The following is a 25,230-nucleotide window of genomic DNA, read 5'->3' on the forward strand; positions in this document are numbered from 1 at the left end:
CCGCACATCCTAGCCTCTAACGGGTTCACGGCGACGTAGGCGCCCGGATCTCTGCGGGGCTAAACAGGCGCTCTCCTAAACGGGTCAGCGATAAAGGAAGTGCTGCCGGTGGCGTCCACATGGATGATCGGCATCAATCTCCATACTTGGCCGGTTGTCGTTTAGGGAAAAAAGCCCGGCCGCGCACAAGGCCACGACGCTTGAGAAGTGGGTGGCTCCGACGTCTGGTTCACGTTACCGCCTCGGGGTTGCAAACCCAGGAAAGTTACGAAACAGACGTCGGCTTAGCAGTGTTCGGAGATGATTGAATTGAAGGCCCTGCGAATTCATCTGTTGGATCGAAATGCGGCTCGATAGCTCCGCGTCTTCAAATCATGCCTGGAATTAGGTTAGATCAGCCTCTGCAAACCTCCGAACCGTGATTGCCGATGCGCTTTCGCGGAAGTCCGGATATCAGCAAGCGCTGCACCAACCTTGAAAGCTTCGAAACCCACTAGTGAACTGCACCAACATCAATTTCCCTTCTCCCATCCTCTTTTCCAAGCATCAGAAAACTTTCTCATGATCAATCATACCAGCGTCTATTCGATGCCCGGAACGTGTTTTTTCGATCTGGCTCCTGCTGCGGGCGGCGAGCCCTATCGCATATTCCTTTCCATTCCGGCGGAGAGACCGCCGGCGGGAGGATGGCCGCTTCTCGTCATGACCGACGGCAACGCCACTTTCCCCTTCGCGGTCGCCAGCTTGGTCACTCAGGCACCTTATCCGACGGGGACGAATGTCGGTTGGGGAGTGATCGCGGCGATCGGCTACCCGTCCGACGAGCCCTATGATCCGCTCCGCCGGTCTTGGGACCTGGGCCCTCCGCCGGTCAAATCCTATCCGCCGTTCGTTGAGGGCGGTCCGCCGGTTGTCATCGGAGGGACCGGTAAGCTGGTGGATTTCATCGAAAACGAGCTTATCCCGCGGATCGCAGAGATGGTGATACTGGACCCGATGCGCCGATCGCTTTTCGGACATTCCTTCGGCGGCCTCTTTACTCTCTATGCTCTGTTCGAGCGTCCAGGTCTGTTTGCCAATTGGATTGCGGCCAGCCCAACCATCTATTGGGAGAACAGTGAAATCCTCAAGAATGAGGCGCAGCGTCAAGACGCGCCGGGGAATGCACCCTTCCTGCATTTGTCCGCCGGAGAATACGAAGGCGATGAGCTGGCACCCTTCCAGTACCGGAACGAGGATGCCCCTGCGCGTCTGGAGAAGAGGAAGACGGAGCGGACCGTCCTCCTGGCGCGAGAGATGGCAGAGCGATTAAACGGCACTGCCGACGGCGTGCGTACCGAATTCGAGCTTTATGCCGGTGAGACCCATATGTCCGTTCTTGCGGCGGCCGTGAATCGTGCAGTTAGCATCGCGTTCGCCGTCCAGAGTTTGACCGACCTGTGACGCTCTCCGACGGTTAGACGATCGTAGTTGAGACGAACGACCTCGTGCCGCGCACTCGTCAAGGTCGGTGCCACATGGGCGTTCGGGATTACGTCGTCTCTCCGTGTTGCCCCTAAACCTCATGGTCCCGACCAGGAGCAAAGATGGTCACAAAAGGATGATTATTAAGTTGACTCCAATTCTCCTGTTTTAGTAAACGGACTCGCTGCAGTGGCCGGAGGGGCGGCCGTCACACTGCTGAATATTGGTCTGACAGGGGAAGTATGACAGTGGGACTACAGGGAAAGTTGCGCATATTCACAAGCCGATTGATTGCGAGCAGCGCTTTGATGACGGTGTCGTCCGGATCGGTGGGCATTGGCCGGGCACAAGACAATGCGGCGGAAGAGGCGACGCAATTGGCCCCGATCGTCATAACCGGCAAGTCGGATCGTGTGGTTGGCCCTGATCGCACCATCGTTGCCAAGGATACCGCCACAGGCACCAAAACAGATACTCCGGTCGTCGATGTACCGGCGTCCGTGTCGGTGGTGACGCAAAAAGAGTTGGAAGAGCGTCATGTGGACAATCTTCAGCAGGCGGTCGCTTATACCGCCGGCGTCTTTTCGGATGAGTTCGGTAACGACGACCGCTACGACTATATAAGAATTCGCGGCTTTGATCAGACGGCGCTTGGCACCTACCGGGATGGACTGGCGGCGCGCATTCCCGCCTGGTTCACTGCCAGCCGCCTCGAACCCTATGGTCTTCAGCGCGTCGAGGTCCTGAAAGGATCGACTTCGACCCTCTTTGGCCTTAACGGCCCGGGAGGACTGGTCAATGCAATCACCAAACGGCCCCTGGATGAGAAGCATGGCGAAGTTTACACGTCTTATGGTGATGGTACCAAGGAAGTGGGTGCAGATTTCGGCGGCCCGATTGATGCCGATGGCGTGTGGACCTACCGGCTTACCGCACTTGCCAAGGACGGTGACCAGGGCTTGGATTATTCGAACGACGACCGCACCTACATTGCACCGGCACTGACGATCAAGCCGGAAGAGGGGACCTCGCTCACCATTCTGACCGATTATTATAAACGCGATGGAACGGGCGCGCGCGGCTTTCCCACAGGCGCAAATATCGATATCGACACCTTCCTCGGCGAACCGGACTTCAATCGCTTCAATACGGAGCAGGTCGACATCGGATATCAGTTCGAGCACTCGTTCAACGAGAACCTGACCTTCCGCTCCAACGCTCGCTATACACATTTGAGCCTGGACTATGCTGAAGTCTATGGCGCATCGCTGGATCCGACGGCCAATCGAACGGCGTTCTCGGTTGACGGCATGTCCAATCGCTACGCCTTCGACAACCAGCTGCAGTACGATACCGCATGGGACGGGATCGACAGCAAGACGCTCGTCGGCGTCGATTACACCAGTGACAATACGCGCGAAAACATCCTGTTCGGCACGGCGGGGCCGATCGATATTGATAATCCGGTCTATTGCGGTCTTTCCTGCATTAACCTTGGCCCTTACGTGAACTGGCGCGTCAAGCAGCAGGCGCTCGGGATCTATGCTCAGGAGCAATTGACGTTCGACGATCGATGGATCGTTACTCTGGGCGGGCGATGGGACCAGGTTCACACGACTGCGGATTACCTCGATAGCGGGACAAGCGACGACGACACGGCGTCAGCTTTCACCAAGCGGGCCGGGCTGACGTATAAATTTACGCCGAATCTCGCAGCTTATGCGAACTATTCGGAAAGCTTCCAGCCGCTCGTCGCGCAGACCGCAAACGGCTACGCTGTGACAGGATCGTTGAAACCGCAGCAGGGTGAACAATACGAGGTTGGCTTCAAATACCAGCCGGATGGGTTTGACGGCCTCTTCACCTTGGCGCTGTTTGATCTTACCCAAACCAATGTGCCGAGCTATGTCAGCCCTCTGGTGCAGGAGCAGATTGGCAAGGTTGGAGTGCGCGGCATCGAATTCGAAGGAAAAGCCGCAATCAACGACAGGCTCAATCTGACGCTTGCTTATTCCTATTGGGATGCTGAAATCCGCGAAGACGGGACAGGCGGCAATGTCGGTAACCGGCCTTCCCGCGTGCCGCGACATCTGGCATCGGCCTGGCTCGATTACACGATTCCGGGAGATGGATGGCGCGGTGACCTGACGATCGGGGGAGGTGTCCGCTATATCGGTCAGACCTACGGTGACGATGCAAATACGGTGTCGCTTGCCAGCTATACTCTGGTTGATGCCGCAGTCAGCTACAAGGTGACCGAGGACGTGACGCTGGGCGTCAATGCGACGAACCTATTTGACTATAAGTATCTCGCCACCAGCTATTACGGAACTGAGTTCTACGGCGATCGGCGTAAGGTCGTCGGCACGCTGAAGTATTCCTGGTAAAGTGGTGGGCGCCGCCTTTGTCCGATCAAGGCCGCGTCCGCGATCTGAGCGTCGGAGTTGTGTAATAATTCAAAGTGTTACAGCGTCGCGCGTTTGAAAAGGCGTGCGGCGCTGTAGCCGCGTTCCAGGCATTTGGTTCTTTCGAGAACGAACGTCCTGCAGTTTTCGACAAGACAAAGCCTTTCGCTATCGGTGCTGCCAGGCCATACCGGGGATCGTCGGAAGAAAAGCAGTTATCCACGGAGTGCCGAACTATCGCGCCGGCGTACCTGCTGGTGCTTGCCTCATGGCCATCCCCTCCTAGGGGCAACCTCAGCTGGCCCGGCGCTTCCGCATCATCAGCATCAAGAACGGTGCTCCGATGAGTGCGGAAACAAGACCGGCCGGGATCTGGTAGGGTGATACGATCGTGCGGCCGACGAAGTCAGCCGCGACCATGAGCCCCCCTCCGATCAGAGCGGCGCCAACCATTTGCGGCAGCGCGCGCACCAATCCCGCCTCCCGCGCAAGGTGAGGTCCCATGAGGCCGATGAATGACAATGGGCCAACCGTGAGCGTCGCGGCAGCCGTCAACAATCCCGCGAGGCCAAAAAGCGCAAATCGCGATTTCGCCAAGGGTATACCGACCGCCGCCGAAGGCGACGGCCCAAGGGGAAGTATGTCAAGCCAGCGGCGAACGGCGAGCGAGACGGCAATCAGCACGGCGCCGAGCGCCACCTCCATTGCGGCGGTCGACCCGTCGATAAGATAGGTGGACCCGCTCATCCATCGCATCAGCAGGACTGCTCTCGGATCTCCCGTCGAGCTCAACACGCCGACGACGGCATCGACCATCGCGCTTAAGGCAATGCCCGCAAGCAGGACGCGCTCAGGCGCGAACGCGGATCGCCGGGAGCTGACGAAGATGACAACAAGCACACTGATCGCACCGGTCACGGCAAATGCAAATTGACCGGGAAACCCTGGAGCGACGGCAAACAGGGCAATCGCAACACCGAAGGTCGCGCCGGCACTGATTCCCAGAACTTCGGGACTTGCCATTTCGTTTCCGGTCAGCCGTTGAAGGATGGAGCCCGCGACAGCAAGCATCGCGCCCGATGCCAGGGCGGCGAGGATTTTAGGTATCCTGATCGCAAGGACATCGACCGAAAATTCGCCGGAGGCAAAAGCCCAGCCGCCATTGACGTCACGTCCGAGAAAAACGCTGACCATCAACAGCACGAGCAGTCCGGCGGCCGTGATGATGACCGGTGCGCTTCCATCCCATCGACGTGGCCGTCTGAACGCCGGCGATTGCTGTAGTCTATGACGGATCTTCAGCCGCGGCAGGAGCGCGAGAAGCAGCGGCGAACCGAAGATGGCCGTCACCGCCCCCGTCGGCAAGAAATCACCAAGCCCGCCGGCGACGAGTTGCAGGATGGAGTCGGCAAAAAGGAGCAGCCCGGCGCCGATCAGGGGGGACCAGAAGATCAGCTGCGCGGGACGCCGTGCTCCGGACAATCGTGTAATCGTCGGCGCGACCAGTCCAATGAAACCAATGACCCCAACGGCGCTCGTGACAAATGCAGCAAGCGCAACGGCAAGGGCGACGACAACGAAACGCAGACGGACCAATCTGACGCCGAGTGCTGTGGAACTGCTCTCGCCAAGATCGAGAAGCGAAAGCGGCCTGATCACGAAAGCGCAGACGATGGCGGCGGCAACCAACTTCCAAAGAAGCGATAAGGGAATGACCCAGCTTTGTTGTGCCAGCGAGCCGGCGCCCCAGATGAACAGGCTCGACAGGTAGCGCTGGTTCAAATAGGTCAGGATGGCAGCGAGGCCGCCGCACCATAGACTGAGAACCAGCCCCGACAGAACAAGCGAATAAGGCGAAAAACCGCGGCGCGCCCCAAGGCTGACGACGATTGCAGCCGCGGTCGCGCTGCCGATCAGAGCGACAAGATCACGGCCAGCGCCTAGCAAGTCCGGAAGAAACAGAGATGTTACCACTAGCGCCAGGTTTGCTCCGGCCGATACGCCGAGGGTTGTCGGATCGGCCAGCGGATTTCGCAAAACTTGCTGAAACAGCGCACCGGACAGGGCAAGCGCGGCTCCGGCAATCAGCGCCGTCGCAAGACGGGGAAGCGTCGAATAGGTGAACACCATTCGCGTGACATCGTAATCCGGTCGAGCCATTTCTGACAGCGCAGGAGCGGCAAGAAACCACGATGCCACGCCTCCACCGCACATCAGGAGGAGGAAGACAATTGCTGGCCCGATATTGTCGCGGCGGGATACCATCAAGCGTCCTTCTCCAGAAGATCTGTCAGAAGGCCTGCGAAACGCACGGCCTCGTTCACCATCCCGAACATCAGGGCTGGCGGCAGAATCGACAGATGGCCTGGACGCGCAAACGAAAGCCTGTTCCACAGCGGGCTCTGAGCGAGTTTCGCAAGAACGTCCGGAGGAATCGGGTCAAAGGCGATCAGACGCGCGTCCGGATCAGTGACCTTGGAGAGATCTTCAATCCCGATCGTTTCAAAGCCCCAATAATTCGACTCTCTGGTCCAGGCGTTCCGGACACCGATGCGCTCAAGCACATTGTGGAACAGTCCAGGACTCGAGTAGATGCGGGCATGGCGGGCATCCATGAAGTTCACCAGGGCGACCGGCGGCAGGTTCTTGCCCACCAGGCGACTGCGGCATTGCGCAAAGAAGGCGTCGGCTCGCGCAAGGAACTGCTCTGCTTCATTCTCACGGCCAAGCTCAACGGCCAATTTACGCGTCGCCGCGATGGCAGCGGGAAGAATAGGTCCGATGCCCGGCGTAAAGATTTCCAGCCGAACGACTTTCGCCACCGACTGTAGTTTGGGCAACAGCTCATCCAGGTAAGGTGTGGTCAAGATAATGTCGGGCTTCAGCGTGACGAGAATTTCAAAATTGACCTCGAACGAACTGCCGATATCGACAACGGATTTTGGCATCGGCGGTTCGACAACCCATCTGTCCCAATCGGCGAGGTCCGAGATCCCGACCGGAGGCAATCCGAGGGATAAAAGAGTGGACGCAAGACCGTAGTCGAGGCTGACGATCCTTGGGCCCATCGACTGTGCAAACAGCGGAGCTGGAACGACCGAGGCAGCCGCGAATTGCAAAAAGGAGCGTCGCGAAATCCCCATTGAACGCTCAGCCTCAGCAAACATAGGCAAGCGGATAGGGCAGGTTGGGCGCGGAGATCACATCCATGTCGATCCCATAGATCTCTTGCAGCGTATTCGGCGCGAGGATCGCGCTCGGTGTTCCGCTGGCAACCACGCGACCACGTTTCAAGGCATGAATCCGATCGCAGAAGCGAGCGGCCATGTTGATATCGTGGAGAACGATGACGACACTCCTTCCACCCTCATGCGCCAAGCGTCGCACAAGTGAGAGCACCTCGATCTGATGAGCAACATCGAGTGCCGCCGTCGGTTCGTCGAGCAACAGGCAGCGAGCATCCTGAGCGATCAGCATCGCGATCCAGGCACGCTGCCGCTCACCGCCCGATAGTGTTCCCATGATACGGTCGGCGAACGTCTCGATATGCGTTGCTCGAAGAGCTTCCACGACTTTGGCTTCATCGTTCTTGGTGAAGCGGCCGAGCGCTCCGTGCCACGGATAGCGACCGCATCCCACAAGCTCGCGGACCGTCATTTCCGATCCGGTCGTGACATCCTGGGGCAGATATGCGACCGAACGAGCGAAGACGCGTTCGCTATACATCCTAAGATCCCGGTTCCCGTAAGAAATCGATCCAGCGGTCGGCACAAGCTGGCGAGCCAACATCTTGAGAAGACTGGATTTACCGGAGCCGTTGTGGCCGACCAGTGCCACAACCTCTCCTGCGGGAAATTTAAGACTTACGTCGCGGAGAATCTCGTTCCCCTCTATCGAAAGATCTATATTTTCGGCGACGAAAGTTTCGGCCGTGGGAGGCGGATCTTGCGTCGGGGGGAGTGTAGCCACGTGACATCCTTTAACCGGGTGATAGGGGTCGGTACTAAAGATGAGACTGTCAATCAAGTATTTTCGCTATTCCCGGCCTAGGTACTCGTCATCCTTATGCTGGTGGCACGCCTTTCGGCCATCTGGTCAGTTTGATTTTCCAAGCGCGATCGGTCGCTCAGTCGGCACCGTCTGAGTCGTAAGATGTCCGCCAACCCCTTTGGACGCCGGGCAATTCTAGCTCGTCTGGCACAGTCGTTCGAAGTGTTGTTAGGAAGAAGTTGGGAGCTCCCAACTGAAGGGGCGCGGTCGGCAGACGCAGCCGAATTCCTGACCTCTCACGCTCGCAATGGGCAGCCGAAGCGTGACGGCGCCTGTGGGATTGCTTCGGCTTGGTATTCAGAAGGATCTATCTTTGTTGTCGTCAAATGTGATCCACCCGATCAAGGTGCGGCAGAATGAGATGATCAAGGGTAGTCGCTATGGCGACGGTTACCGTGACATGGTTGAATGCAACAAACGGTTGGCTTCATCCGGTCCGACGACGGCGGTGAAGCTATGTTCACAACCGAGGTGGAGCGGCCTAGGATGCACGGTCTGATGGGTGGCCAGAAGATCCTTGCGAGCAGGTAAAGGATCGCACCCGCGCTGACCCTTGAGCGGGCAGGCCGTCTTAAGGTCGAAAGGAGATGAAGATGACTGGGAGCAAGTCATGTGCCGAAACATAAAGACGCTGTTCAATTTCGATCCGCCGGCGACTGATCAGGAAATCCATGATGCCGCACTGCAATTCGTACGAAAGCTGAGTGGAACGACCAAACCCTCGAAACGCAATGAGGCAGCGTTCGAACACGCAATCGTTTCGATCGCGGCATGCGCGCGCGAATTGCTCGATTCGCTCGAGACTTCACATCCGCCGCACAACCGCGAGGAAGAAGCGGCAAAAGCGCGTGCGAAAAACCTGACCAGGTTCGCATGATTTTGTAGGGGGTCGTGTCACCGCTTCGCTCGCTTTAGATAGGTGAGGCGCATCGAGGAGCGTAGACCCGTTCGGCCGCCGGCAAGATTCGGATTTACGCGCTTACCGTCAATTCGGTGTTGCCGCGTTCTTGCGGCTTTACCGGCCGACTGCCGGCATCAAGGCCGGCTGGTCTGCGCAAGGAGGATAGACCACTCAGCCGATTGAGGGGTTCACCGCCTCGTAGATGACCCACTTGCGCCAAAGATCGGCGAGGAGAAACTGAACGCCTGCTTCAGGAAAGGGTGCCCACCGCAGTTCGAAGGTAATCTCGCGGAGCCATCGGACATGGACTATCCGTGTAAGAACGCGACAAGCGATATCGGCATCTGGACCGCGAAAAAATCCATTGCCGCTCTGATAATCATCACCCACACGGTTATCAGGAAAATTAATGCTGCAACCCTAATTTCTACTGGTTGCATTATTTGCTCCCCCCAGCATATGCGTCCCCCCCGAGACAAAACCTTATTATCCCTCGCGCAAATTCGCTGTGCGCTAGGGATGGTGTGCGACTGAGGAGAGCGTGGGCGCGTGCAGCGCCGAAGTTTTGGCTCTCTCAAAACTGATATCGCTTTGACCGATCAAGTCGCCCGACAAAGCCCTGTTGCTGCGTTCGAGATAATGCCCATCAAGGAAGGAGCGGTAGGCGTCCGCAATACCCTCCTTCAGACCTATCTTAGGAGACCAGCCGAGAGTGCGAAGCTTGTCGACGCTCAAGAGTTTACGTGGCGTGCCATCTGGCTTGGTGAGGTCGCGCGTGATCGTGCCTTCGAAACCAACGACCTTGGAGACGAGGTATGCCAAATCCAGGATGGTAATGTCTTCGCCCGAACCTACGTTCACATGACTTTCGGCGGAATAGGTCTTCATGAGATGGAGGCAGGCGTCGGCGCAATCGTCAACATGCAGGAATTCGCGTCGCGGCGAGCCAGTCCCCCAGATGCATATCTCTTGCTGCTGGTTGATCTTGGCCTCATGCGCCTTGCGTATGAGCGCCGGCATGACATGGCTCGACCCGAGGTCAAAATTATCCCCTGGACCATAAAGATTGGTAGGCATGGCCGAGATGAAATCTCTGCCGTGCTGTTTGCGATAAGCATGGCAGAGCTTTAATCCGGCAATTTTGGCGATCGCATACCATTCATTCGTGGGCTCAAGCGATCCAGTCAGAAGTGAGTCCTCAACGATCGGCTGATCGGCGAATTTCGGATAGATACAGGACGAGCCCAGAAACATCAGTTTTTCGACGTGAGCTCTATGGGCTGCGTGGATGACGTTCGCTTGGAGAATCAAGTTGTCGTACAGGAAGTCGGCCGGATAGCTAGCGTTCGCCAGAATACCACCGACCCTTGCAGCAGCCAGGAAGACAGCGTCGGGACGATTCTTACTCATCCAGGCCTCCACCTCGTCCTGCCGTCTGAGATCGACTTCGGCGCGGGTTGCCGTCAATATCTCGCAGCCCTCGGAAGCGAGACGCCGCACGATCGCAGAGCCCACCATGCCGCGGTGGCCCGCGACATAGACCCTTTTTCCGACAAGGCTGTAGATCACGTCAGGCATGGGCAAATCCTTTGGTTACACCGACCGACGGAACATTGCGTGCCATGATTTTCAGATCCTCGCGAACCATCTCCGCAACCAGCTGATCAAGATTGGTCTCATGTTTCCAGCCAAGCTTCGTATGCGCCTTCGTCGGATCGCCAATCAGAAGATCAACTTCAGTCGGACGGAAGTAGGCTGGATCGACCTCCACCACACACTGACCGGATGTCTTATCGTATCCCTTTTCCTCAACCCCGTTCCCACGCCAATCAATCGGCATGCCCACCTGGGCAAAGGCCTTGTCGACAAAGGAACGAACCGAGTGCGTTTCGCCGGTCGCAAGAACATAGTCCTCCGGTTCGTCCTGTTGCAGCATCAGCCACATGCCGCGGACATATTCTCGTGCATGACCCCAGTCGCGCTTGGCATCCAAATTGCCGAGATAGAGCCTTTCCTGCAGCCCAAGATGGATCGCAGCCGCTGCCCGGGTGATTTTACGCGTCACGAATGTTTCGCCACGGATCGGGCTTTCATGATTGAACAAGATGCCGTTCGAGGCGTGCATGCCATATGCCTCGCGGTAATTGACCACTATCCAATAGGCATAGAGCTTGGCCGCCGCGTAGGGTGATCGAGGGTAGAACGGCGTCGTTTCGCTCTGCGGGACTTCCTGGACTTTGCCGTAGAGCTCTGAAGTGGACGCTTGATAGAAGCGGGTCTTCCTGGTCAGCCCCAGGAGGCGAATTGCTTCAAGTAGCCGAAGGGTGCCAGTTCCATCTGCGTTGGCTGTATACTCCGGCGTCTCGAAAGAGACTTGAACGTGGCTCTGTGCCGCGAGATTATAGATCTCGTCCGGCTGGGTTTCCTGAACGACACGGATGAGATTCGTTGAATCAGTCATGTCCCCGTAATGCAAAATAAAGCGAGGATTCTCGACATGAGGATCCTCGTAGAGATGCTCGATGCGGCTGGTGTTGAAGGACGATGAACGTCGCTTGAGGCCATGAACAATATAGCCCTTCTCCAGGAGCATTTCGGCCAGATACGCACCGTCCTGACCTGTTATACCCGTGATCAGCGCGACTTTTCGGTTCTTTGTCATTCCCGCATCCATGATTGCCCTCCAACTCGATTACTAATGCAGAAGCAGATTATGCTGTGTAGTTCGTACAATTTCGTAAGAGTGAGCGATCGCGCCCTATGTGAGAAGTAGTCACGATTTTAAGCTGTAGTATTTCATCAGGGATTTCGAAAACAGTTCCGAGTCAGTGAAATTATACAGCGCGTGCAATTTGGGATTTACATTGTTGATCGCAACAACAATTTCAGAATTTCGCGAGCCTTTCATTTGCTGCAGGCTGAACTCGACCGCGCGGCGGCTCGTCTTTCCCCATCTGACAACCGCCAGTGTTCTTTCCGCCAGGGCAGTCAAATGCACGGTATCTGTCGAGGCGAGCACAGGCGCGCTGTCGAAGATGACAATCTGGCCGGCCGCGCCCGCCATCTCGATGATTTCTGCCAGGCCGTTCGAACGGGTGCGCCGCTGGAGACTGAATCTTCCAGATGGAATGAAGTCGATACCGCTTGGATGGCGGTAGACGATGTCGCGGATATCGGCCTGACCATTCAGGAACTCGTTCAGTCCGTACATTAACCCCGACCTGAAAAACGAATCGAGTTTTCCCCGCCGAAGGTCGCCATCGACCAGCAGCACCGGAATTGCGGCGGCGGCAAGTTCGATAGCCAGCGATCTCGCGACAAGCGACTTGCCTTCCCCGCTGTGGGCTGAGGTAACGACGATACTGTTCGGTAACTTGCCGCCATTGGACTGCTTGAGTGAAAGAATCACGGTACGGATTGCTTCGTCAAACATCGGGACTGGCATATGTTCGAACATCGTTTTCGAATTTTCCCACCGCGCCAGACGCGGGATAAGTCCAGCCGGGATCGTGCGCATCATTGCAGCCATTTGGTCGAAACTCCGGACTGTCCGGTCCGACATTTCGATGACGAAAACAGCCGTTACGGCTCCCGAGATTGCAGCCAGGAGGGCACTCACCAGATAGAAAAGCCGTCCACGTCCCTGTGACGCGATCGGCACTGAAGCCGGTGATAGAACTTCCAATTCCGCCCCTGGCAGCATGGCCTTCGCGGCGAGGTCACGGCGCTGATCCTCGAGCTTGTCGAGTGCCGTTTGTTCCTTGTCGGCGATATGTTGCAGTCGCGTCAATTCCGTCTGCACCATGGCATCGCGTGTGCGTTTTTCATGCGCTTCAGCCAGGATGGATTGTATTGACATAGCTTCGTGATCAAGTGCGGCGAGCTTGGCTCGCATTGTTTGGAGATATTGCTTGGTCGCAAGGTTGAGATCGGCACGGGATTCCTGGATCTTCCCACGTAAATCCACCACGGCCTCGGCATTGCCGTCATATGTCTGAAGAAGGCGGGCGAGATCTTGCTCCTGTGCGCGAAGATCGCGTTGCTTTGTGGCAATGTTGTCGGGGACGGCGATATTCTCGGCAGCGACCGAAGCATTATCCGTTGCTTCCAGCGTGGATATCGTCGCCTTAACCTCAAGCCGGCTTTCTTCGATTTTCCCTTCGCGGCCAGTGACTTCTATGATTGACTTGATCCGTTCATCCTGAGCGTCCTCTTTCGAGACGACGTCCATCGATTCTTGATAGTTGCGGGCAGCGGCGCGAGCAATATCCGCGCGAGCCTGCTGTTCGGTGATGCGCTGTCGGATCCATTTTTGCGCTAAATCCAGGCGGCCACCGAGATTGTCCTTCCGTTCATCGAGGTAGATGCTGATGATCCGGTTCGGGACCGCGGCTGCGAGTTCAGGATCATTCGAAGTGAAGCTGATCTGGATAACGTCACTCTTGTCTTCGTGCCACACGCCGAGCGCCCTGAAATATTCCGGGATGATGGCGTCGATGTTGTCGCGTACAGGCGAGGTGCGTTTTTCCGTGTCGAACAGGGCGCGCAACTTTGCCCGGATACTGTCAATGAACGAGATCTCGCGCAGCGCTGGATTGAATTCCGGCCGCACGTTGAACCGCAGTTCGTGGACGACTCGCTCTGCGATGCTTCTGGATAGAAGCCGCTCGGTCTCCGATTTCGCGTCAAGTAGATCACTGTGGCTATCGTCGGCTCCAAGTGATGTTGCGAGAGGCTGGTGGATAATCAATCGGGCCCAGGCCTGATAGGCGGGCTTCAACCCAGAGATAATGATCACCGTGGGCGCCATCAGAAGCGCGGTTATCGCGATGATCATGATCATTCTTCGCCGGACGAGACGGAAGGCGGATGCGAGATCAAAGTTGTCCGCCTTGGTCTCCACCTGAAAGCGAGGATCGTAGCGCATCTGTGAGATCGGAAGGTTGCGGTCCGGCGGAACAGTGGAAATCGTCATCGTGCGCCAACCACTGCTTGAGGTTTCGCGGAAACGGTTTCGTAAAGTTTCTCGAGCGACCGCATATAGGCCATCATGCTGAAATGGTTGAGGTAATGTGCGCGCCCCTGAACCGAAAGGCGGATGCAGATTTCTGGATCGGACACCAGCTTCGCCAGCGCTGCAGCCAGCGCATCCTGGTCTCCGACTGGGACGAAGATGCCGGTTTCACCGTCGGTAATGACTTCGTCATGCGCCCCAACACGCGTGGTGACGACGGCGAGGCCGTGGGACAGCCCTTCGAGCACGGCCATTGCCAGACCTTCGGCGTGCGAAGGCAAGACCAGGATATCTGCACGCGCACACAGGGCTCGCGCCTCACCGGCGTCAAGCCAGCCGGGCATCTCTACCAGATTTGAAAGTGCCATGGCGTCAGCCTGACGGCGATAATCCTCGACAGGTCCGTCGCCTGCCAGTACGGCCCGCCACTGGAGTTCTTTCATGACCGGGTGGCTCAGGGCCAACAGAAGCTCCGTGACCCCCTTGCGTTCGCTCAACCGGCCAAGGAATACGATCAACGGTGTCTGACCGACGCGAATATTGTGCGCCCCAGGATCGGGGACGCAATTATGGGCAACGACCGTGCGGCCCTCGTCAACGCCCAAAAGTGTCGTCAGCGTCATGCAATCACGCCGGCCGAGCGCCACAACGCAATCGGCATTCTGAAACATCCGACGTATGAGCCGTTGTTGGCGCGGCGTGCGTTTCGCAAAGTCGCCGGCATAGTCGTAGTCGTGCAGGTGCAATATGTGGCAGCACCCGAACAAGCGGGCAGCCTCGGTCAGGATCAGTTTTCGGTAGGTGCTGCCGCGGCCAGCGATATGGAAATGGTGAATGCGGGCTGGCGCAACAATCCGGTCCTTTGCCATCGTCAGGATGGCGCCGAGCAGGCGTGCGGGTGACGTCACCTTGGACCATCGAGCCCCTCTGGTATCGGTGACGAAATGTTTCGTGCCGGTCTCTTTCGCTGTCTCTGTTATATAGCCGACCAACCTGCCAATGCCGCCGCCGTTCTCGCAGCCGCCCGGAACATAGTGGCGGACGCTGGCCGCGCTCCGTGCTGCCAATCGACTTCTGTCCGTGAGGGCCTCTGTCAGCATGACCCGACCACCTCCCGATAAACGGCCGCGGCCTGGGCACCGACCCGTTCAGGCGAATTCGGTCCTTTGGCCCATTCGAGCGCATTTGCACCGAAATTGTTTCTAAGCTCGCCGTCCTCTGCCAATGTCCTGATAGCCGCCGCGAGCTCTTTGGCATCTCCGGGAGGGATCACCATTCCCAACCCGTTGAGCTGAACGGTGCCTCGCAACTCGCCGACATCCGTGACGATGACCGGTTTGCCAAATGCGGCGGCAAGGTTGAGCACACCGCTTTGGGATGCTTCCGTATAGGGAAGCACGACGATGTCGGTGTCCAGGAAAAGCTGGGCGACCTCTGCATCCTCGATAAAACGATTGCGAATATCGTAGCGGCCGGCATCCCCCATGAGCGGCTGAAAGATCAGCGGATTGTCGCCACGGCCTGCGACCGTAATGCGCAGGTTGGGAAGTACGTCCTTGAGCATCGCCTCGGCCCGGACCAGATGTTCCAGGCCCTTGTAGGCAAAAATCCGCCCGAAGAGCAGGACGCGTGTAGTTCCATCCGCTGCGCGCGGCGCCATCTTCTGTCGCCGGGCGAGCTCCGCATAGCGAAGGATGGAGGGATGCGACAGGACATGGACACAGTCCGCCGATTTTGAATATCGATTAAGGACCAGCCGCTTCAGCCCCTCGCCGTGGACGACAAGATGTCCAGATTGCTTCACCATCAATTCGGGAGCCCAGCCTGGCAGCGTACGCGTATCGGAATCGCCGGGATGGATTTCCACGTCATGAATGGTCGTCACAAGCGGGATCGGGCGCCAGAACGGCACGGCGAGGTTCAGCCAAAGTGTCGAATTGCTGAGGAGATGAATGAGGTTCGGCCGTTCCCGCCGGATCAGACGCGTAAGCTGGTACAGAAACCAGGGATTGGAGAGAGAACGGTGTCTCGGCCAGTCCAGAAGGTGCAGATCGACAGCCGGATCAATGGAAGAGGCGAGATGTGCATAGCGCCGGCGCGGCACGGCAAGCACAACGTCCAGGTGTTGGGCAACGCCGCTGGCAAACGAGATGGTATAGTCTTCCAGTTCGGAAACCAATAGCAGCGCCTTCATTTCGCTGCCTCCGACAAGCCGACGTCCAGACCGAGCCGTGACAGGCCGCGCGCCGAGCGCAAACTATCGCGCGTCCGCCTGAGCAGGTTCGGTTCGCCGGCAAAGAAGAGGCCTTCGACGGCAAGCTTGAACCGGGTGCGTGCATCGGCTCCCTGCAGCTTTGCCGACGCGATGCGATAGGGATAGTGATCCGTCAGATGTAGTCTTGCCGGTAGCTTATGGGCTGACAGAAACAGGTTCGTTGCTTCAACGGTATGCTGCCAGTGCGTCATCCGCCTCCTGAGTGTGGTCGCATCCTCGGTCGGGCGATACCAGTTGTTATTGTGGATGCGGTAGAATCCAAGCGGATCCGGCATGGCAATGACGTCCCCCAGAAACGGATAGATCCCCACGAGCCAGGCGTCGGCTGATATGCGGAATTGTTCGGGAATGCTGCCCGCAGCATTCCAGGCGCTACGTCGTACCGCGATGGCTGACGTCATCGGAAAAGGCCACCAACCAGCCGATCTGGTGAGTAGCGGCGACAAAGCGCCCGAACACAGGCTTCGAGGAAGCGGCTTGGAAGTCGGCGTGCCATCGACCAGCGTTGGCTGTAGTCGGTGATAGACGAGCGATGCTTGAGGGTTTGCGCGAAACGCTGCTGCCGTCGCCGACAGCTTGCTCGGCGCCCACCAGTCGTCGGCATCCAGAAAACAGAGGATCTCGCCCACGCTTGATCCCACAGCGGTATTGATCGCGGCGGCCTGTCCTGCGTTCTCCTGAAAGATCACCTTCACTCGGCTGTCATACGCTTCCAGAACGGACCGCGACTGGTCGGTGGAGCCGTCATCGACGACGATTATCTCGACGTTGTGCGCGTCTTGGCTCAACACGCTGTCTATCGCCCGCCCAACGAAGCGAGCGTAGTTGTAATTATTGATGAGGACACTGAGGGCCGGCTGCTCCATGACGCGCTCTCAGGCGAGTTGCAGCGATGCACCGCTGTGCAGCAGCGCAAAGTTGCTTAGGACGTCGACCTTTACACAGCCATCGAAGTTCGGAGCCTCGGTGAGGGTGATATCCAAAAGACCTTGTCGGCCGAACAGCATCTGGCGCAGAGCCGATAAGATCGCCACGACGAGGTGAGCCCCCGTCGTCTTGCATAGAGAACTAGGATCGTGACGCAGAAACATAGTAATCCTAAACCTTCCAGGCTTCGACTGCAGAGCGAGCCTCTGTCAGAATTGTTGCCTCATTCCAGTGGAACCGCGGCTTACCCACCACGCTTCACAAGACACTCATCGCCACGGTAGCGGTGAACGGACATGCGCAACATCTGCTCTTATGGGCAATCGGCGGACATGAAGACCCGCCTTTTGGGTGAATACCGGCCGAAAGCTTACGCACAACACCGTCTTTGGGTGGAGCGAAGGTGCATTAGGCGTAGCCCGCGCTTCGCTAGGACAGGTTGACTGCGGATGTGACTGGATGATTGCTTGAGAGCAGCGCAGCACGAAGGCCGACATCTGTTTTTTGATCTGCCGCGATCAATAGTCGCTTGTCTTTTCAAGTCAGTCGGGACGGATAATGAGAGTAGATAGCCTCGGAACTGCCAGCGGACCTACTATCAGTTGGCGGGTCATAGAATGCTGGGGCGCCGGCATATCCATTTTCATTCAGGCAGGCGCCTTTCTGCCACTTATTCTGGCCGATGCGGACGGAACGCTCAGCGAATCTGCCAAGTCTATACTGCGTCTTCCCTGCTTTCCTGTATATGCATTTACAATCGTGATTCTGGTGCGCAACTTTCCGCAATTTCTAATGGCGCTCAGGCGAAATCTGATTGTTCCCCTGATCCTTGTCCTGCCCTTCTTGTCTACACTATGGTCAATAGGACCCTCAACGACCATGAGGCGCGCAACCGGCCTTTTGTTTTGCGTGCTTCTTTCCTATGTCCTGGCGATACGTTTCACGCCTAAGCAGCTGCTGTTCCTGCTATTTGTAACCCTTGGAGCCTGTATCTCCCTCAGTGTGGTTATGTCAGTGGTGTCACCAAGCCTCGCCAGTATGCCGGATGGTGCCATGCGGGGCGTCTTTATTCACAAGAACGTCCTGGGCTGGTACGCGGCTTTGATGATCTTGGTGGCGACGGCCGTGCTGATCGACGGGACGCTCGGCCTGCGGCGGACCGCGTTCATCTTTTTGGCGGCGGGTGTGATCTGTCTTGCAAGCTCCGGATCGATGACCGCGATCATCGCAACGTCAGTGGCATATTGCCTGATCGGCTTTTATTCCCTGCTGCAAAGAAGCAGCAGCATTGGCCGCGTCGTCATCGTCCTTTTTTTCGTTCAGCTGTCTCTCGGTATCCTGATTTCGCTTCACGAATTCCTGGTTCCGGCCCTTGAAGCGCTCGGCAAGGATGCGACTTTGACGGGTCGGGTGCCATTGTGGGAACTGGTTGATCGCGAAATATCCGACCGTTGGATGCTTGGCTATGGTTACCAGGCTTTTTGGACAGTCGCGAACCCGGAAGCGACGCATATCTGGCTAATGCTCGGATGGGCGGCGCCCCACGCGCATAATGGATACCGCGATATCTTGTTGAGCTTTGGAATCATGGGAATGATTCCGTTTGTTCTGATGCTTCCTTATGCAATCCGCCAGGGCGCGTTCCTTCAATGTCATGATCCGCAATACGGGTGGCTCTGGCTCAATGTCCTCACGATCATGATTCTTGTGATGAATCTGACCGAAAGTATTTTTTTCGTTCAGAACGACGCCATCTTTATCCTGTTTACCACAGCCATCATCATGTTTTCGCTGTACGCGCCCGTCGTCTCGATCAGCCGTTCGCCACGTGGGCAGGCGCCCACGCGTGCCCTTACGAGCGGGTTGCAGACATCATGAGGCGGCGTTTTGAACTGATCCTGAGCATTTTGCCTGTCATGCTCTTTCCGCAGTCCGGCAATCCTGCGCCAGTCGGGACAGAAATAGATGCGCCTGAGCGCTTGCAGATGCTCGTCAGGGAGGCGACTTGCGCGGAAGCTCCAGCGACTTTGTCAGGCAAGTTGAATGGGACTTCTTTAAGCGACGTATTGAGCAGCAGCGCTGGGGCGCGGACGATATTTTACGTTTCTCCCGATGGCAAAGACACCTGGAGTGGCCTCCTTCCGACAGCAAATCAGCAGGGCGGCGACGGCCCTTTCGCCAGCATTGAAAGAGCCCGTGATGCTGCCCGTGAGAAGGGCGGCACCAACACAATCGCGCTGGGTAAAGGCGATTACTACCTGACTCAGCCGATCGTCTTTGACACCCGCGATAGGGGCTTGATCCTCACGGCAAGATGCAATGAAGCGCCGATTTTGCATGGGGGGCTACGTGTGCGCAGCTGGGCGCAGCAGGCCGATGGTCGCTGGACGGCGCCGCTGAAATTGCCACCGGATGAAGGGGTCGGTGACCTTTTCGTCAATGGGAAACGCCAAACTCGGGCTCGATATCCCAACGCTCCCGCTGATGGCGATCCACGCAAGGGATGGTTGTTTGCCGCAAAGTGCGAGCCTGCCATCGACGTGTGGAAAGGAAACACGCGCTTTTGTTTCCATGCCGGCGATCTTCCGGCAGTGGGTGATACAAGTGGGCTGGTCGTGGACATCGTTGGGGGGTATCAACCGGGAAGCCAGTGGGGCAATGACACGCTCCCAGTTGTATCCATCGATGGCGCAGGCCGGACTGTCTATACGAAAGGCACAGGCTATTTCTTTACCGCAGAAGGCAGCCGCTATTTCCTAACCGGAGCCAAGGCCTTGCTCGATGCTCCCGGAGAGTGGTGGTACGACCTTGTCGCGGGCCAGCTTCATTATATCCCTGTCGATCAGTCGTTACCCGATTCCGTGGTGGTTGCTGGCATTCTGCCGACATTCTTCAAATTGGATGGGGCCGATGGGATGGTCGTATCAGGGCTCGAGTTTAGAGATGGAGCTCCTGAAGGCAGCGGCAAGTTCTATACGGAAACCAGAGGGTTTGGCGCCATACGGATCGAACACGCTGATGGCGTCAAGATTCTCGGCAACAGCATCGAAAATGTCGGGGTCGGGGTCCATGTGACGGAAAGCAAGGATGCGTTGATTGCCGGCAATGTGATTGCGGATGTGGCTGGCAACGGGATTTACGTCGGCACAAATTATGGCACGTTCGGCAAGTCGAACGGCTCCAGGATCCTTTCAAACCATATCCATGACATCGGAAAGGTTTACATTGAAACCGCCGGAATATGGTTCCAGGCGGCTGATAATGTCAGGATCGCCGACAACCTGATCGAAAACACCGCGCAGTTCGGAATCGCCGGCGGTTCGCTGTGGGGTTCTAACGACGCCGTCTATAACGCTGTCATCGAGCATAACGTCATCCGTAACGCCAATCAGCAGACCGCAGATGGCGGCGCCATCAAGATGATGGGCGAGCAGGCCGACCCTTTGAACAGCACCATCCGCTTTAATCTTGTGACCGGGACCGGTCATCTGATGAACAGGGTCGATGGGACCTTCTGGCCTCCCGGATATGAGAATACCAGCGAATGGCCGTCTCCTATCAGCTGGGCGATCTACACGGATGGGAAGGCGAGCGGGCTGCGTATCGAGGGAAATACGCTCTCGGGCAACGTTGCGGCGATCGGTATTAACGGCGGATGGAGCAACCTGGTGGCGGGAAACGTCATCACACACGGATCGGGCGCGGCATTTCGCGTTGATGACGGTACCGGCAGGGGTTGGCGTCCGCCATGGGCACGCCCTAATCGTATTGAGGAGAATGTTGTATCGGTCGACGGTGACAGCGGCGTCGTAGCGTATGTCAACGCTCCCGATCTTGGGCTTGGATTTGTGCAATTCGCGCGCAACCGCTACAGCGGCAACTTGAACGACAAGAGCTTCAGGGTACATCCGGAGATCATGCGTCCGGGAGAATTTGGCAGTCTAGGAGATCTTCAGAAGGCTGGGCAGGACACCGGAAGCGTCGTCACGCCGCCCGAGTAACAAGAGGCGCCGCGACGAGGGGTGCTGCGATAAAGTCCGCAGCTGTGGCGTTTTATAACACCCTTCAATCATGGCGAGCACGCTCTGCTGGTAGCCGCCGCAGGCAGGAACGGTGGCGAGATGAGCGTGGCGAGCCGATTTCAAAGCGAAATTCCAACCCTTGACCAACTCGCACCCTGCGCGAGGTTCCCGCCGAGCCGTCGAATGATCGATCGCGTCAAGGAAGGCCTTTTGAGCGTCCAGGCAAAGCCGCGGCCAGATCCGTTCGAAGATCCTGCCAGGCTCAAGCGTTGCACTTGCTCCGCTGTCAGAAATTCCCTGATGACCATATGACACATAGGCGTTGGAACTTAGATCGTTCCGCAGCCGGTTGGTTCTGTCGGACATCTCTGAATGCTCGCCAGCCGGAGCCTTCACCTCGCCTATTGGCTTGACCATGTCTCTCCCCGCCTTTGCTTTCGCTCCAACCTCACCAGCTTTGTTCGCACTGGAGTGAATAGCTTCTGCGGCTCTGCGCGGGTCGAAGCGCCCTTTCGGGCCAACGGTCATCAAAAAGAGCAACAGGGTAAGCTGTGGGGTACATAGACTTACTTCGAATATTGTACGTCATCGTGGCATAAGACGTAAATATGAAATCTCTTCTACGTCCAATAGCTGGAGCTGCAAGTATGGAGGCAATCGGCCTGCCGGGATATTCTGATGACAGTTTCGATCGCGAAAGCGTAGGTCATGGGAAAGCAAACAGCAGGCAGCAGCCAAACTTCAGTTCTTCATCCAAAGGGTTCCTTTGAATGGACGAATGTCCTTGGTGTTCGCGTTTCGGCAGTCAATCTCAAAAGCGCGACTGGATTTATTCAAAAAGCGATCGAAGACGGCAGGAAAGAATATGTTTGCGTTCGCGACGCACACGGCATCGTCCGCTGTCAAGATGATCCCGAGCTTCGGTCGATACATAACCGGGCTTTCCTTGTAACTCCCGACGGCATGCCGCTTGTTTGGGCGTTGAAGCGTGCTGGTCATGCCGAAAGCGACAGGGTCTATGGACCGGATCTCATGCTATCCGTTTTCGATGCCGGCAGCTCCAAGGGCTTGCGCCACTTCCTTTATGGCGCAACGGCCGAAACGCTCGAACAACTGCAGGCTCGCCTTCTGGCAAAATTTCCGCAAGCACGGATCGTCGGCTCCTACGCGCCGCCTTTTCGCAAACTGTCGACGCAGGAGGAAACGGATATTGCTGACCGGCTTAATCGGTCGGGCGCCGATATCATCTGGGTCGGGCTGAGCAGTCCCAAGCAGGAACTCTGGATGGCGCGCATGCGCGATAGTCTGGAAGCATCGATGCTCATCGGGGTCGGAGCCGCATTCGATTTCCACGCCGGCCTCAAGCGGCAGGCTCCAAGGTTCATTCAAAGAAGCGGCTTCGAATGGGCGTTTCGTCTTTTGTGCGAGCCGCGACGGCTATGGCGGCGCTATGCGCTCGTCGTACCGACCTTCATCTCACTGACGGCATTCCAGAGACTGGGGCTTCGGAAGTTTCCGATCGAAGACGCGGTATTTGGATCAAGCGCGCCAAAAGCAGCAGCTGCAAAGGTGTAAAGCCATCATGTCCCTATTTGCGTCGCCAGCAATGACACCGGGCCCGTCGAAGGCAGCCATATCAAATGACATGACGGCGCGGGCGCTTCCGGCAGCTTCCGTGCCACCCATAGCAGCTAAGCCCGCCGATCCCTTTGTAGGGGCAGGGCCGAATATGCCCGTCGCGCTGCGGCGCCGGCTTCCTCGGCTTGCAACCTCGTCCTTGCTGGTCGCCGGCGACATTGCCAGCTATTTGATTGCCTATTTTGCTCTCCTGTCCTTTCTCCCCAGTGGGGCGGAGGGCGCGATAGTGGAGCGCACCTTCACGATCGCAGCACTTGCTGCGATCGTACTCTACGGATCGGCCGGCCTCTATCCTGGATATCGGTTACATGACCACGAACATCTGAGGCGTCGCAGCATAGCTGCCGTCAAGGTGGCTGTCCTGGCGGCATTCGGAGCAATTATCCTGCCCGAGGGGGAACGACTGCTGCTTGCCGTTATTGGGTTCCTCGCCCTCGGGCTGATTGTTCAGCCCCTTGTGCATTGGCTTGCACGAGGCCTGTGCTGGAAACTTGGAATCTGGGGCGAGCGCGCGGTTGTCATAGCGGGGTGCAACCTTGCTCCCGCGCTCGTGGCCCATTTCAAGAATCGCTGGCAGTACGGCATCAGGCCGGAGCCCTTTTCCCCCGATACTTTGGAAGCATTGCCCGATGGCGTGCCATCCATTGCCGTGATTGCCGGCGACACAGGATCGCTTGTACCCGACTTGGCGGGGCTGCGTGGGAAGTTCGCCGAAGTCATTTTGCTGTCCGACACTCCCAACCTCAAGGTAAGTGGTTTGCGACCTGCGGATGTCGGCGGAGAGATCGGTATTCGCCTCACCACCGGTGGGAGTTGGGTCAACTCGGATCTGGTTCGCCGAATCCTCGATCTTGCAATCGCCATCCCTGCAATGATCGTGGTCGCGCCATTCATCGCGTTTGCAGCGGCCGCAATCTATGCCATCGATCCAGGTCCCGTCTTCTTCCGGCATACCAGGGAAGGGCGATCCGGCAAGCCGGTGCACGTCCTGAAATTGAGGACGATGTACCAAGATGCAGAACAGCGCCTTGAAGCACTGTTCCAAGACAACCCTACTATGCGCGCCGAGTGGTTGAGCCACTTCAAGCTCAAGGACGATCCGCGCATCCTTCCGGTTATAGGACATATGCTGCGCTCTTCGAGCATCGACGAGCTCCCGCAATTGGCAAACATCATTGCCGGCCAGATGGCCATCGTCGGGCCACGTCCGTTCCCGGAATATCACCTCCTGGCCATGGACGGCGAATTTCGAAACAAGCGCCGTTCCGTCACGCCGGGGCTCACGGGCCTTTGGCAAATATCCGAACGAAGCAATGCGGATATCGAGCTGCAGCAGCAACTCGACGAGTTCTACATCGACAACCGGTCGCTGTGGTTTGACTGCCAAATTCTTCTCAGCACAATCCCTGCGGTCTTCAAGCGCAGGGGAGCCTACTGACCATCCTCGCTTTCGCGAGGCAACCGTCAACAACGGAGCACACCAATGCACGGACAAAAGCGAATTATGGTAACCGGCGGCACCGGCTTTCTGGGATCTTTCCTGTGCGAAAGGCTTTTGCGAGAGGGCAATGACGTTCTCTGCGTGGACAATTACTACACCGGTTCGCGCGACAATGTGCTGCATCTTCTTGACGATCCTCACTTTGAGGTGCTCCGCCATGACATTACCTTCCCGCTCTATGTGGAGGTCGACGAGATTTACAACCTCGCCTGTCCAGCATCTCCGGTCCACTATCAGCACGACCCCGTGCAGACCGTGAAGACCAATGTGCACGGGGCCATCAATATGCTCGGCTTGGCAAAACGCACCAAGGCGAAGATCTTCCAGGCATCCACAAGCGAGGTTTATGGCGATCCGGCAGTCCACCCTCAACCCGAGGAGTATCGAGGCAGCGTCAATCCCATAGGACCGCGGGCATGCTATGACGAAGGCAAGCGGTGCGCCGAGACGCTGTTCTTCGACTATCATCGTCAATATGGCGTGGAAATCCGGGTGGCGCGGATCTTCAATACCTACGGTCCGCGCATGCAGACCAATGACGGCCGTGTCGTCTCCAATTTCATCGTTCAGGCGCTTCGAAACGAGCCGATCACCATCTTTGGCAATGGCGGGCAAACACGATCGTTCTGCTATGTGGACGACCTGATCGACGGCTTTATCCGTCTGATGGGCGCGCCCAGTGGGGTCACGGGCCCCATCAATCTCGGTAACCCCGGAGAATTCCAGGTCCGTGAATTGGCAGAAATGGTGATCGAAATGACCGGATCGAAGTCCGGCATCGTCTTCAAGGACCTGCCAGTTGACGATCCGACACAGCGCAAGCCGGATATCAGCCGCGCAACGCAACAACTGGGCTGGCAGCCGAAGGTGAACCTTCGTGAGGGGCTTGAGAGAACGATTGCTTATTTCGAGTGGAAGCTTTCCGGCGGCGTAAAGAACAGGTTTAGCGCCAAGTCCTCGCAAGAGGCTTATCCGCCGCATCTGGCGTCTGCCAACGTCGAACTCACTGCTCCTGAAGCCATTCGATAGGGAC

The 25,230-nt window shown here is 57.3% G+C and carries 18 protein-coding genes; 8 read left to right on the forward strand and 10 right to left on the reverse strand.

The features are described 5' to 3' along the window. Positions 1 to 561: 561 nt before the first annotated feature. On the forward strand, positions 562 to 1,443 hold the full coding sequence (locus C3Y91_RS00650; protein WP_027688858.1) for an alpha/beta hydrolase: 882 nt from the start codon (positions 562 to 564) through the stop codon (positions 1,441 to 1,443). A gap of 263 nt (positions 1,444 to 1,706) precedes the next feature. After that, positions 1,707 to 3,851: a TonB-dependent siderophore receptor gene (locus tag C3Y91_RS00655; protein ID WP_130773321.1), complete on the forward strand. Its 2,145-nt coding sequence runs from the start codon at positions 1,707 to 1,709 to the stop codon at positions 3,849 to 3,851. A 312-nt stretch (positions 3,852 to 4,163) separates the two neighbouring features. Here C3Y91_RS00655 and fhuB read toward each other — a convergent pair whose 3' ends face one another. Genes fhuB through C3Y91_RS00670 form a run of 3 tightly spaced genes read right to left on the reverse strand, consistent with a single transcriptional unit; the run spans position 4,164 to position 7,838 of the window. Next, complete coding sequence (fhuB, locus tag C3Y91_RS00660; RefSeq protein WP_027688856.1) at positions 4,164 to 6,134, reverse strand: Fe(3+)-hydroxamate ABC transporter permease FhuB; 1,971 nt, start codon at positions 6,132 to 6,134, stop codon at positions 4,164 to 4,166. Next, on the reverse strand, positions 6,134 to 7,012 hold the full coding sequence (locus C3Y91_RS00665) for an iron-siderophore ABC transporter substrate-binding protein (RefSeq protein WP_024322510.1): 879 nt from the start codon (positions 7,010 to 7,012) through the stop codon (positions 6,134 to 6,136). Before C3Y91_RS00665 ends, fhuB begins: the two co-directional genes overlap by 1 nt. Positions 7,013 to 7,025: 13 nt before the next feature. Next, a complete protein-coding gene (locus C3Y91_RS00670) occupies positions 7,026 to 7,838 on the reverse strand; it encodes an ABC transporter ATP-binding protein (protein ID WP_027688854.1) in 813 nt (270 codons plus the stop codon). Positions 7,839 to 8,529: 691 nt separating this feature from the next. Here C3Y91_RS00670 and C3Y91_RS00675 point away from each other — a divergent pair. After that, positions 8,530 to 8,796: a DUF2277 domain-containing protein gene (locus C3Y91_RS00675; protein WP_018483888.1), complete on the forward strand. Its 267-nt coding sequence runs from the start codon at positions 8,530 to 8,532 to the stop codon at positions 8,794 to 8,796. A 537-nt stretch (positions 8,797 to 9,333) separates the two neighbouring features. On the opposite strand, the gene fcl is transcribed toward C3Y91_RS00675, so the two are convergent. From fcl to C3Y91_RS00710, 7 genes are all read right to left on the reverse strand, one after another. Further along, positions 9,334 to 10,398 (reverse strand): GDP-L-fucose synthase, encoded by a 1,065-nt coding sequence (fcl, locus tag C3Y91_RS00680; RefSeq protein WP_130690422.1) that lies wholly within the window; start codon positions 10,396 to 10,398, stop codon positions 9,334 to 9,336. Continuing rightward, positions 10,391 to 11,494: a GDP-mannose 4,6-dehydratase gene (gmd, locus tag C3Y91_RS00685; protein ID WP_027688852.1), complete on the reverse strand. Its 1,104-nt coding sequence runs from the start codon at positions 11,492 to 11,494 to the stop codon at positions 10,391 to 10,393. Before gmd ends, fcl begins: the two co-directional genes overlap by 8 nt. A 99-nt stretch (positions 11,495 to 11,593) precedes the next feature. Further along, complete coding sequence (locus C3Y91_RS00690) at positions 11,594 to 13,795, reverse strand: GumC family protein (protein WP_027688851.1); 2,202 nt, start codon at positions 13,793 to 13,795, stop codon at positions 11,594 to 11,596. Beyond that, entirely contained in the window at positions 13,792 to 14,934 is a 1,143-nt protein-coding gene (locus tag C3Y91_RS00695) for a glycosyltransferase family 4 protein (protein WP_027688850.1), read from the reverse strand. The genes C3Y91_RS00690 and C3Y91_RS00695 overlap by 4 nt, the downstream gene beginning before the upstream one ends. Beyond that, a complete protein-coding gene (locus C3Y91_RS00700) occupies positions 14,928 to 16,028 on the reverse strand; it encodes a glycosyltransferase family 4 protein (protein WP_024322504.1) in 1,101 nt (366 codons plus the stop codon). The genes C3Y91_RS00695 and C3Y91_RS00700 overlap by 7 nt, the downstream gene beginning before the upstream one ends. After that, positions 16,025 to 16,975 (reverse strand): glycosyltransferase family 2 protein, encoded by a 951-nt coding sequence (locus tag C3Y91_RS00705; RefSeq protein WP_027688849.1) that lies wholly within the window; start codon positions 16,973 to 16,975, stop codon positions 16,025 to 16,027. The genes C3Y91_RS00700 and C3Y91_RS00705 overlap by 4 nt, the downstream gene beginning before the upstream one ends. Positions 16,976 to 16,984: 9 nt before the next feature. Continuing rightward, positions 16,985 to 17,143, reverse strand: a complete 159-nt coding sequence (locus tag C3Y91_RS00710; protein ID WP_226532246.1) for a hypothetical protein — start codon at positions 17,141 to 17,143, stop codon at positions 16,985 to 16,987. Between the two features lie 451 nt (positions 17,144 to 17,594). On the opposite strand from C3Y91_RS00710, the gene C3Y91_RS00715 reads away from it, so the two are divergent. The 5 genes from C3Y91_RS00715 to C3Y91_RS00735 all read left to right on the forward strand — a co-directional run bounded on the left by C3Y91_RS00715 (position 17,595) and on the right by C3Y91_RS00735 (position 25,226). Further along, the gene (locus C3Y91_RS00715; RefSeq protein ID WP_024322501.1) at positions 17,595 to 18,914 is read left to right on the forward strand and encodes an O-antigen ligase family protein; all 1,320 of its coding nucleotides are present in this window, start codon (positions 17,595 to 17,597) and stop codon (positions 18,912 to 18,914) included. After that, a complete protein-coding gene (locus C3Y91_RS00720; protein WP_075223627.1) occupies positions 18,911 to 21,037 on the forward strand; it encodes a right-handed parallel beta-helix repeat-containing protein in 2,127 nt (708 codons plus the stop codon). The genes C3Y91_RS00715 and C3Y91_RS00720 overlap by 4 nt, the downstream gene beginning before the upstream one ends. A 729-nt stretch (positions 21,038 to 21,766) precedes the next feature. Further along, the gene (locus tag C3Y91_RS00725) at positions 21,767 to 22,633 is read left to right on the forward strand and encodes a WecB/TagA/CpsF family glycosyltransferase (RefSeq protein WP_024322498.1); all 867 of its coding nucleotides are present in this window, start codon (positions 21,767 to 21,769) and stop codon (positions 22,631 to 22,633) included. 7 nt (positions 22,634 to 22,640) lie between these two features. Next, positions 22,641 to 24,134: a sugar transferase gene (locus C3Y91_RS00730; RefSeq protein WP_027688845.1), complete on the forward strand. Its 1,494-nt coding sequence runs from the start codon at positions 22,641 to 22,643 to the stop codon at positions 24,132 to 24,134. Between the two features lie 45 nt (positions 24,135 to 24,179). Next, positions 24,180 to 25,226: a UDP-glucuronic acid decarboxylase family protein gene (locus C3Y91_RS00735; protein WP_024322496.1), complete on the forward strand. Its 1,047-nt coding sequence runs from the start codon at positions 24,180 to 24,182 to the stop codon at positions 25,224 to 25,226. Positions 25,227 to 25,230: the final 4 nt, after the last annotated feature.

The organism is Rhizobium ruizarguesonis (genome assembly GCF_012349115.1).
In the GTDB taxonomy this organism is placed as follows: Bacteria; Pseudomonadota; Alphaproteobacteria; order Rhizobiales; family Rhizobiaceae; genus Rhizobium; species Rhizobium ruizarguesonis.

Coding starts and splice junctions, on each gene's coding strand:
- C3Y91_RS00665 (WP_024322510.1), bottom strand. CDS start 7,012: ATGGGGATTTCGCGACGCTCCTTTTTGCAATTCGCGGCTGCCTCGGTC.
- C3Y91_RS00700 (WP_024322504.1), bottom strand. CDS start 16,028: ATGAAGGCGCTGCTATTGGTTTCCGAACTGGAAGACTATACCATCTCG.
- C3Y91_RS00690 (WP_027688851.1), bottom strand. CDS start 13,795: ATGACGATTTCCACTGTTCCGCCGGACCGCAACCTTCCGATCTCACAG.
- gmd (WP_027688852.1), bottom strand. CDS start 11,494: ATGGATGCGGGAATGACAAAGAACCGAAAAGTCGCGCTGATCACGGGT.
- C3Y91_RS00735 (WP_024322496.1), top strand. CDS start 24,180: ATGCACGGACAAAAGCGAATTATGGTAACCGGCGGCACCGGCTTTCTG.
- C3Y91_RS00725 (WP_024322498.1), top strand. CDS start 21,767: ATGGGAAAGCAAACAGCAGGCAGCAGCCAAACTTCAGTTCTTCATCCA.
- C3Y91_RS00695 (WP_027688850.1), bottom strand. CDS start 14,934: ATGCTGACAGAGGCCCTCACGGACAGAAGTCGATTGGCAGCACGGAGC.
- C3Y91_RS00675 (WP_018483888.1), top strand. CDS start 8,530: ATGTGCCGAAACATAAAGACGCTGTTCAATTTCGATCCGCCGGCGACT.
- C3Y91_RS00650 (WP_027688858.1), top strand. CDS start 562: ATGATCAATCATACCAGCGTCTATTCGATGCCCGGAACGTGTTTTTTC.
- fcl (WP_130690422.1), bottom strand. CDS start 10,398: ATGCCTGACGTGATCTACAGCCTTGTCGGAAAAAGGGTCTATGTCGCG.
- C3Y91_RS00730 (WP_027688845.1), top strand. CDS start 22,641: ATGTCCCTATTTGCGTCGCCAGCAATGACACCGGGCCCGTCGAAGGCA.
- C3Y91_RS00655 (WP_130773321.1), top strand. CDS start 1,707: ATGACAGTGGGACTACAGGGAAAGTTGCGCATATTCACAAGCCGATTG.
- fhuB (WP_027688856.1), bottom strand. CDS start 6,134: ATGGTATCCCGCCGCGACAATATCGGGCCAGCAATTGTCTTCCTCCTC.
- C3Y91_RS00720 (WP_075223627.1), top strand. CDS start 18,911: ATGAGGCGGCGTTTTGAACTGATCCTGAGCATTTTGCCTGTCATGCTC.
- C3Y91_RS00715 (WP_024322501.1), top strand. CDS start 17,595: ATGAGAGTAGATAGCCTCGGAACTGCCAGCGGACCTACTATCAGTTGG.
- C3Y91_RS00705 (WP_027688849.1), bottom strand. CDS start 16,975: ATGGAGCAGCCGGCCCTCAGTGTCCTCATCAATAATTACAACTACGCT.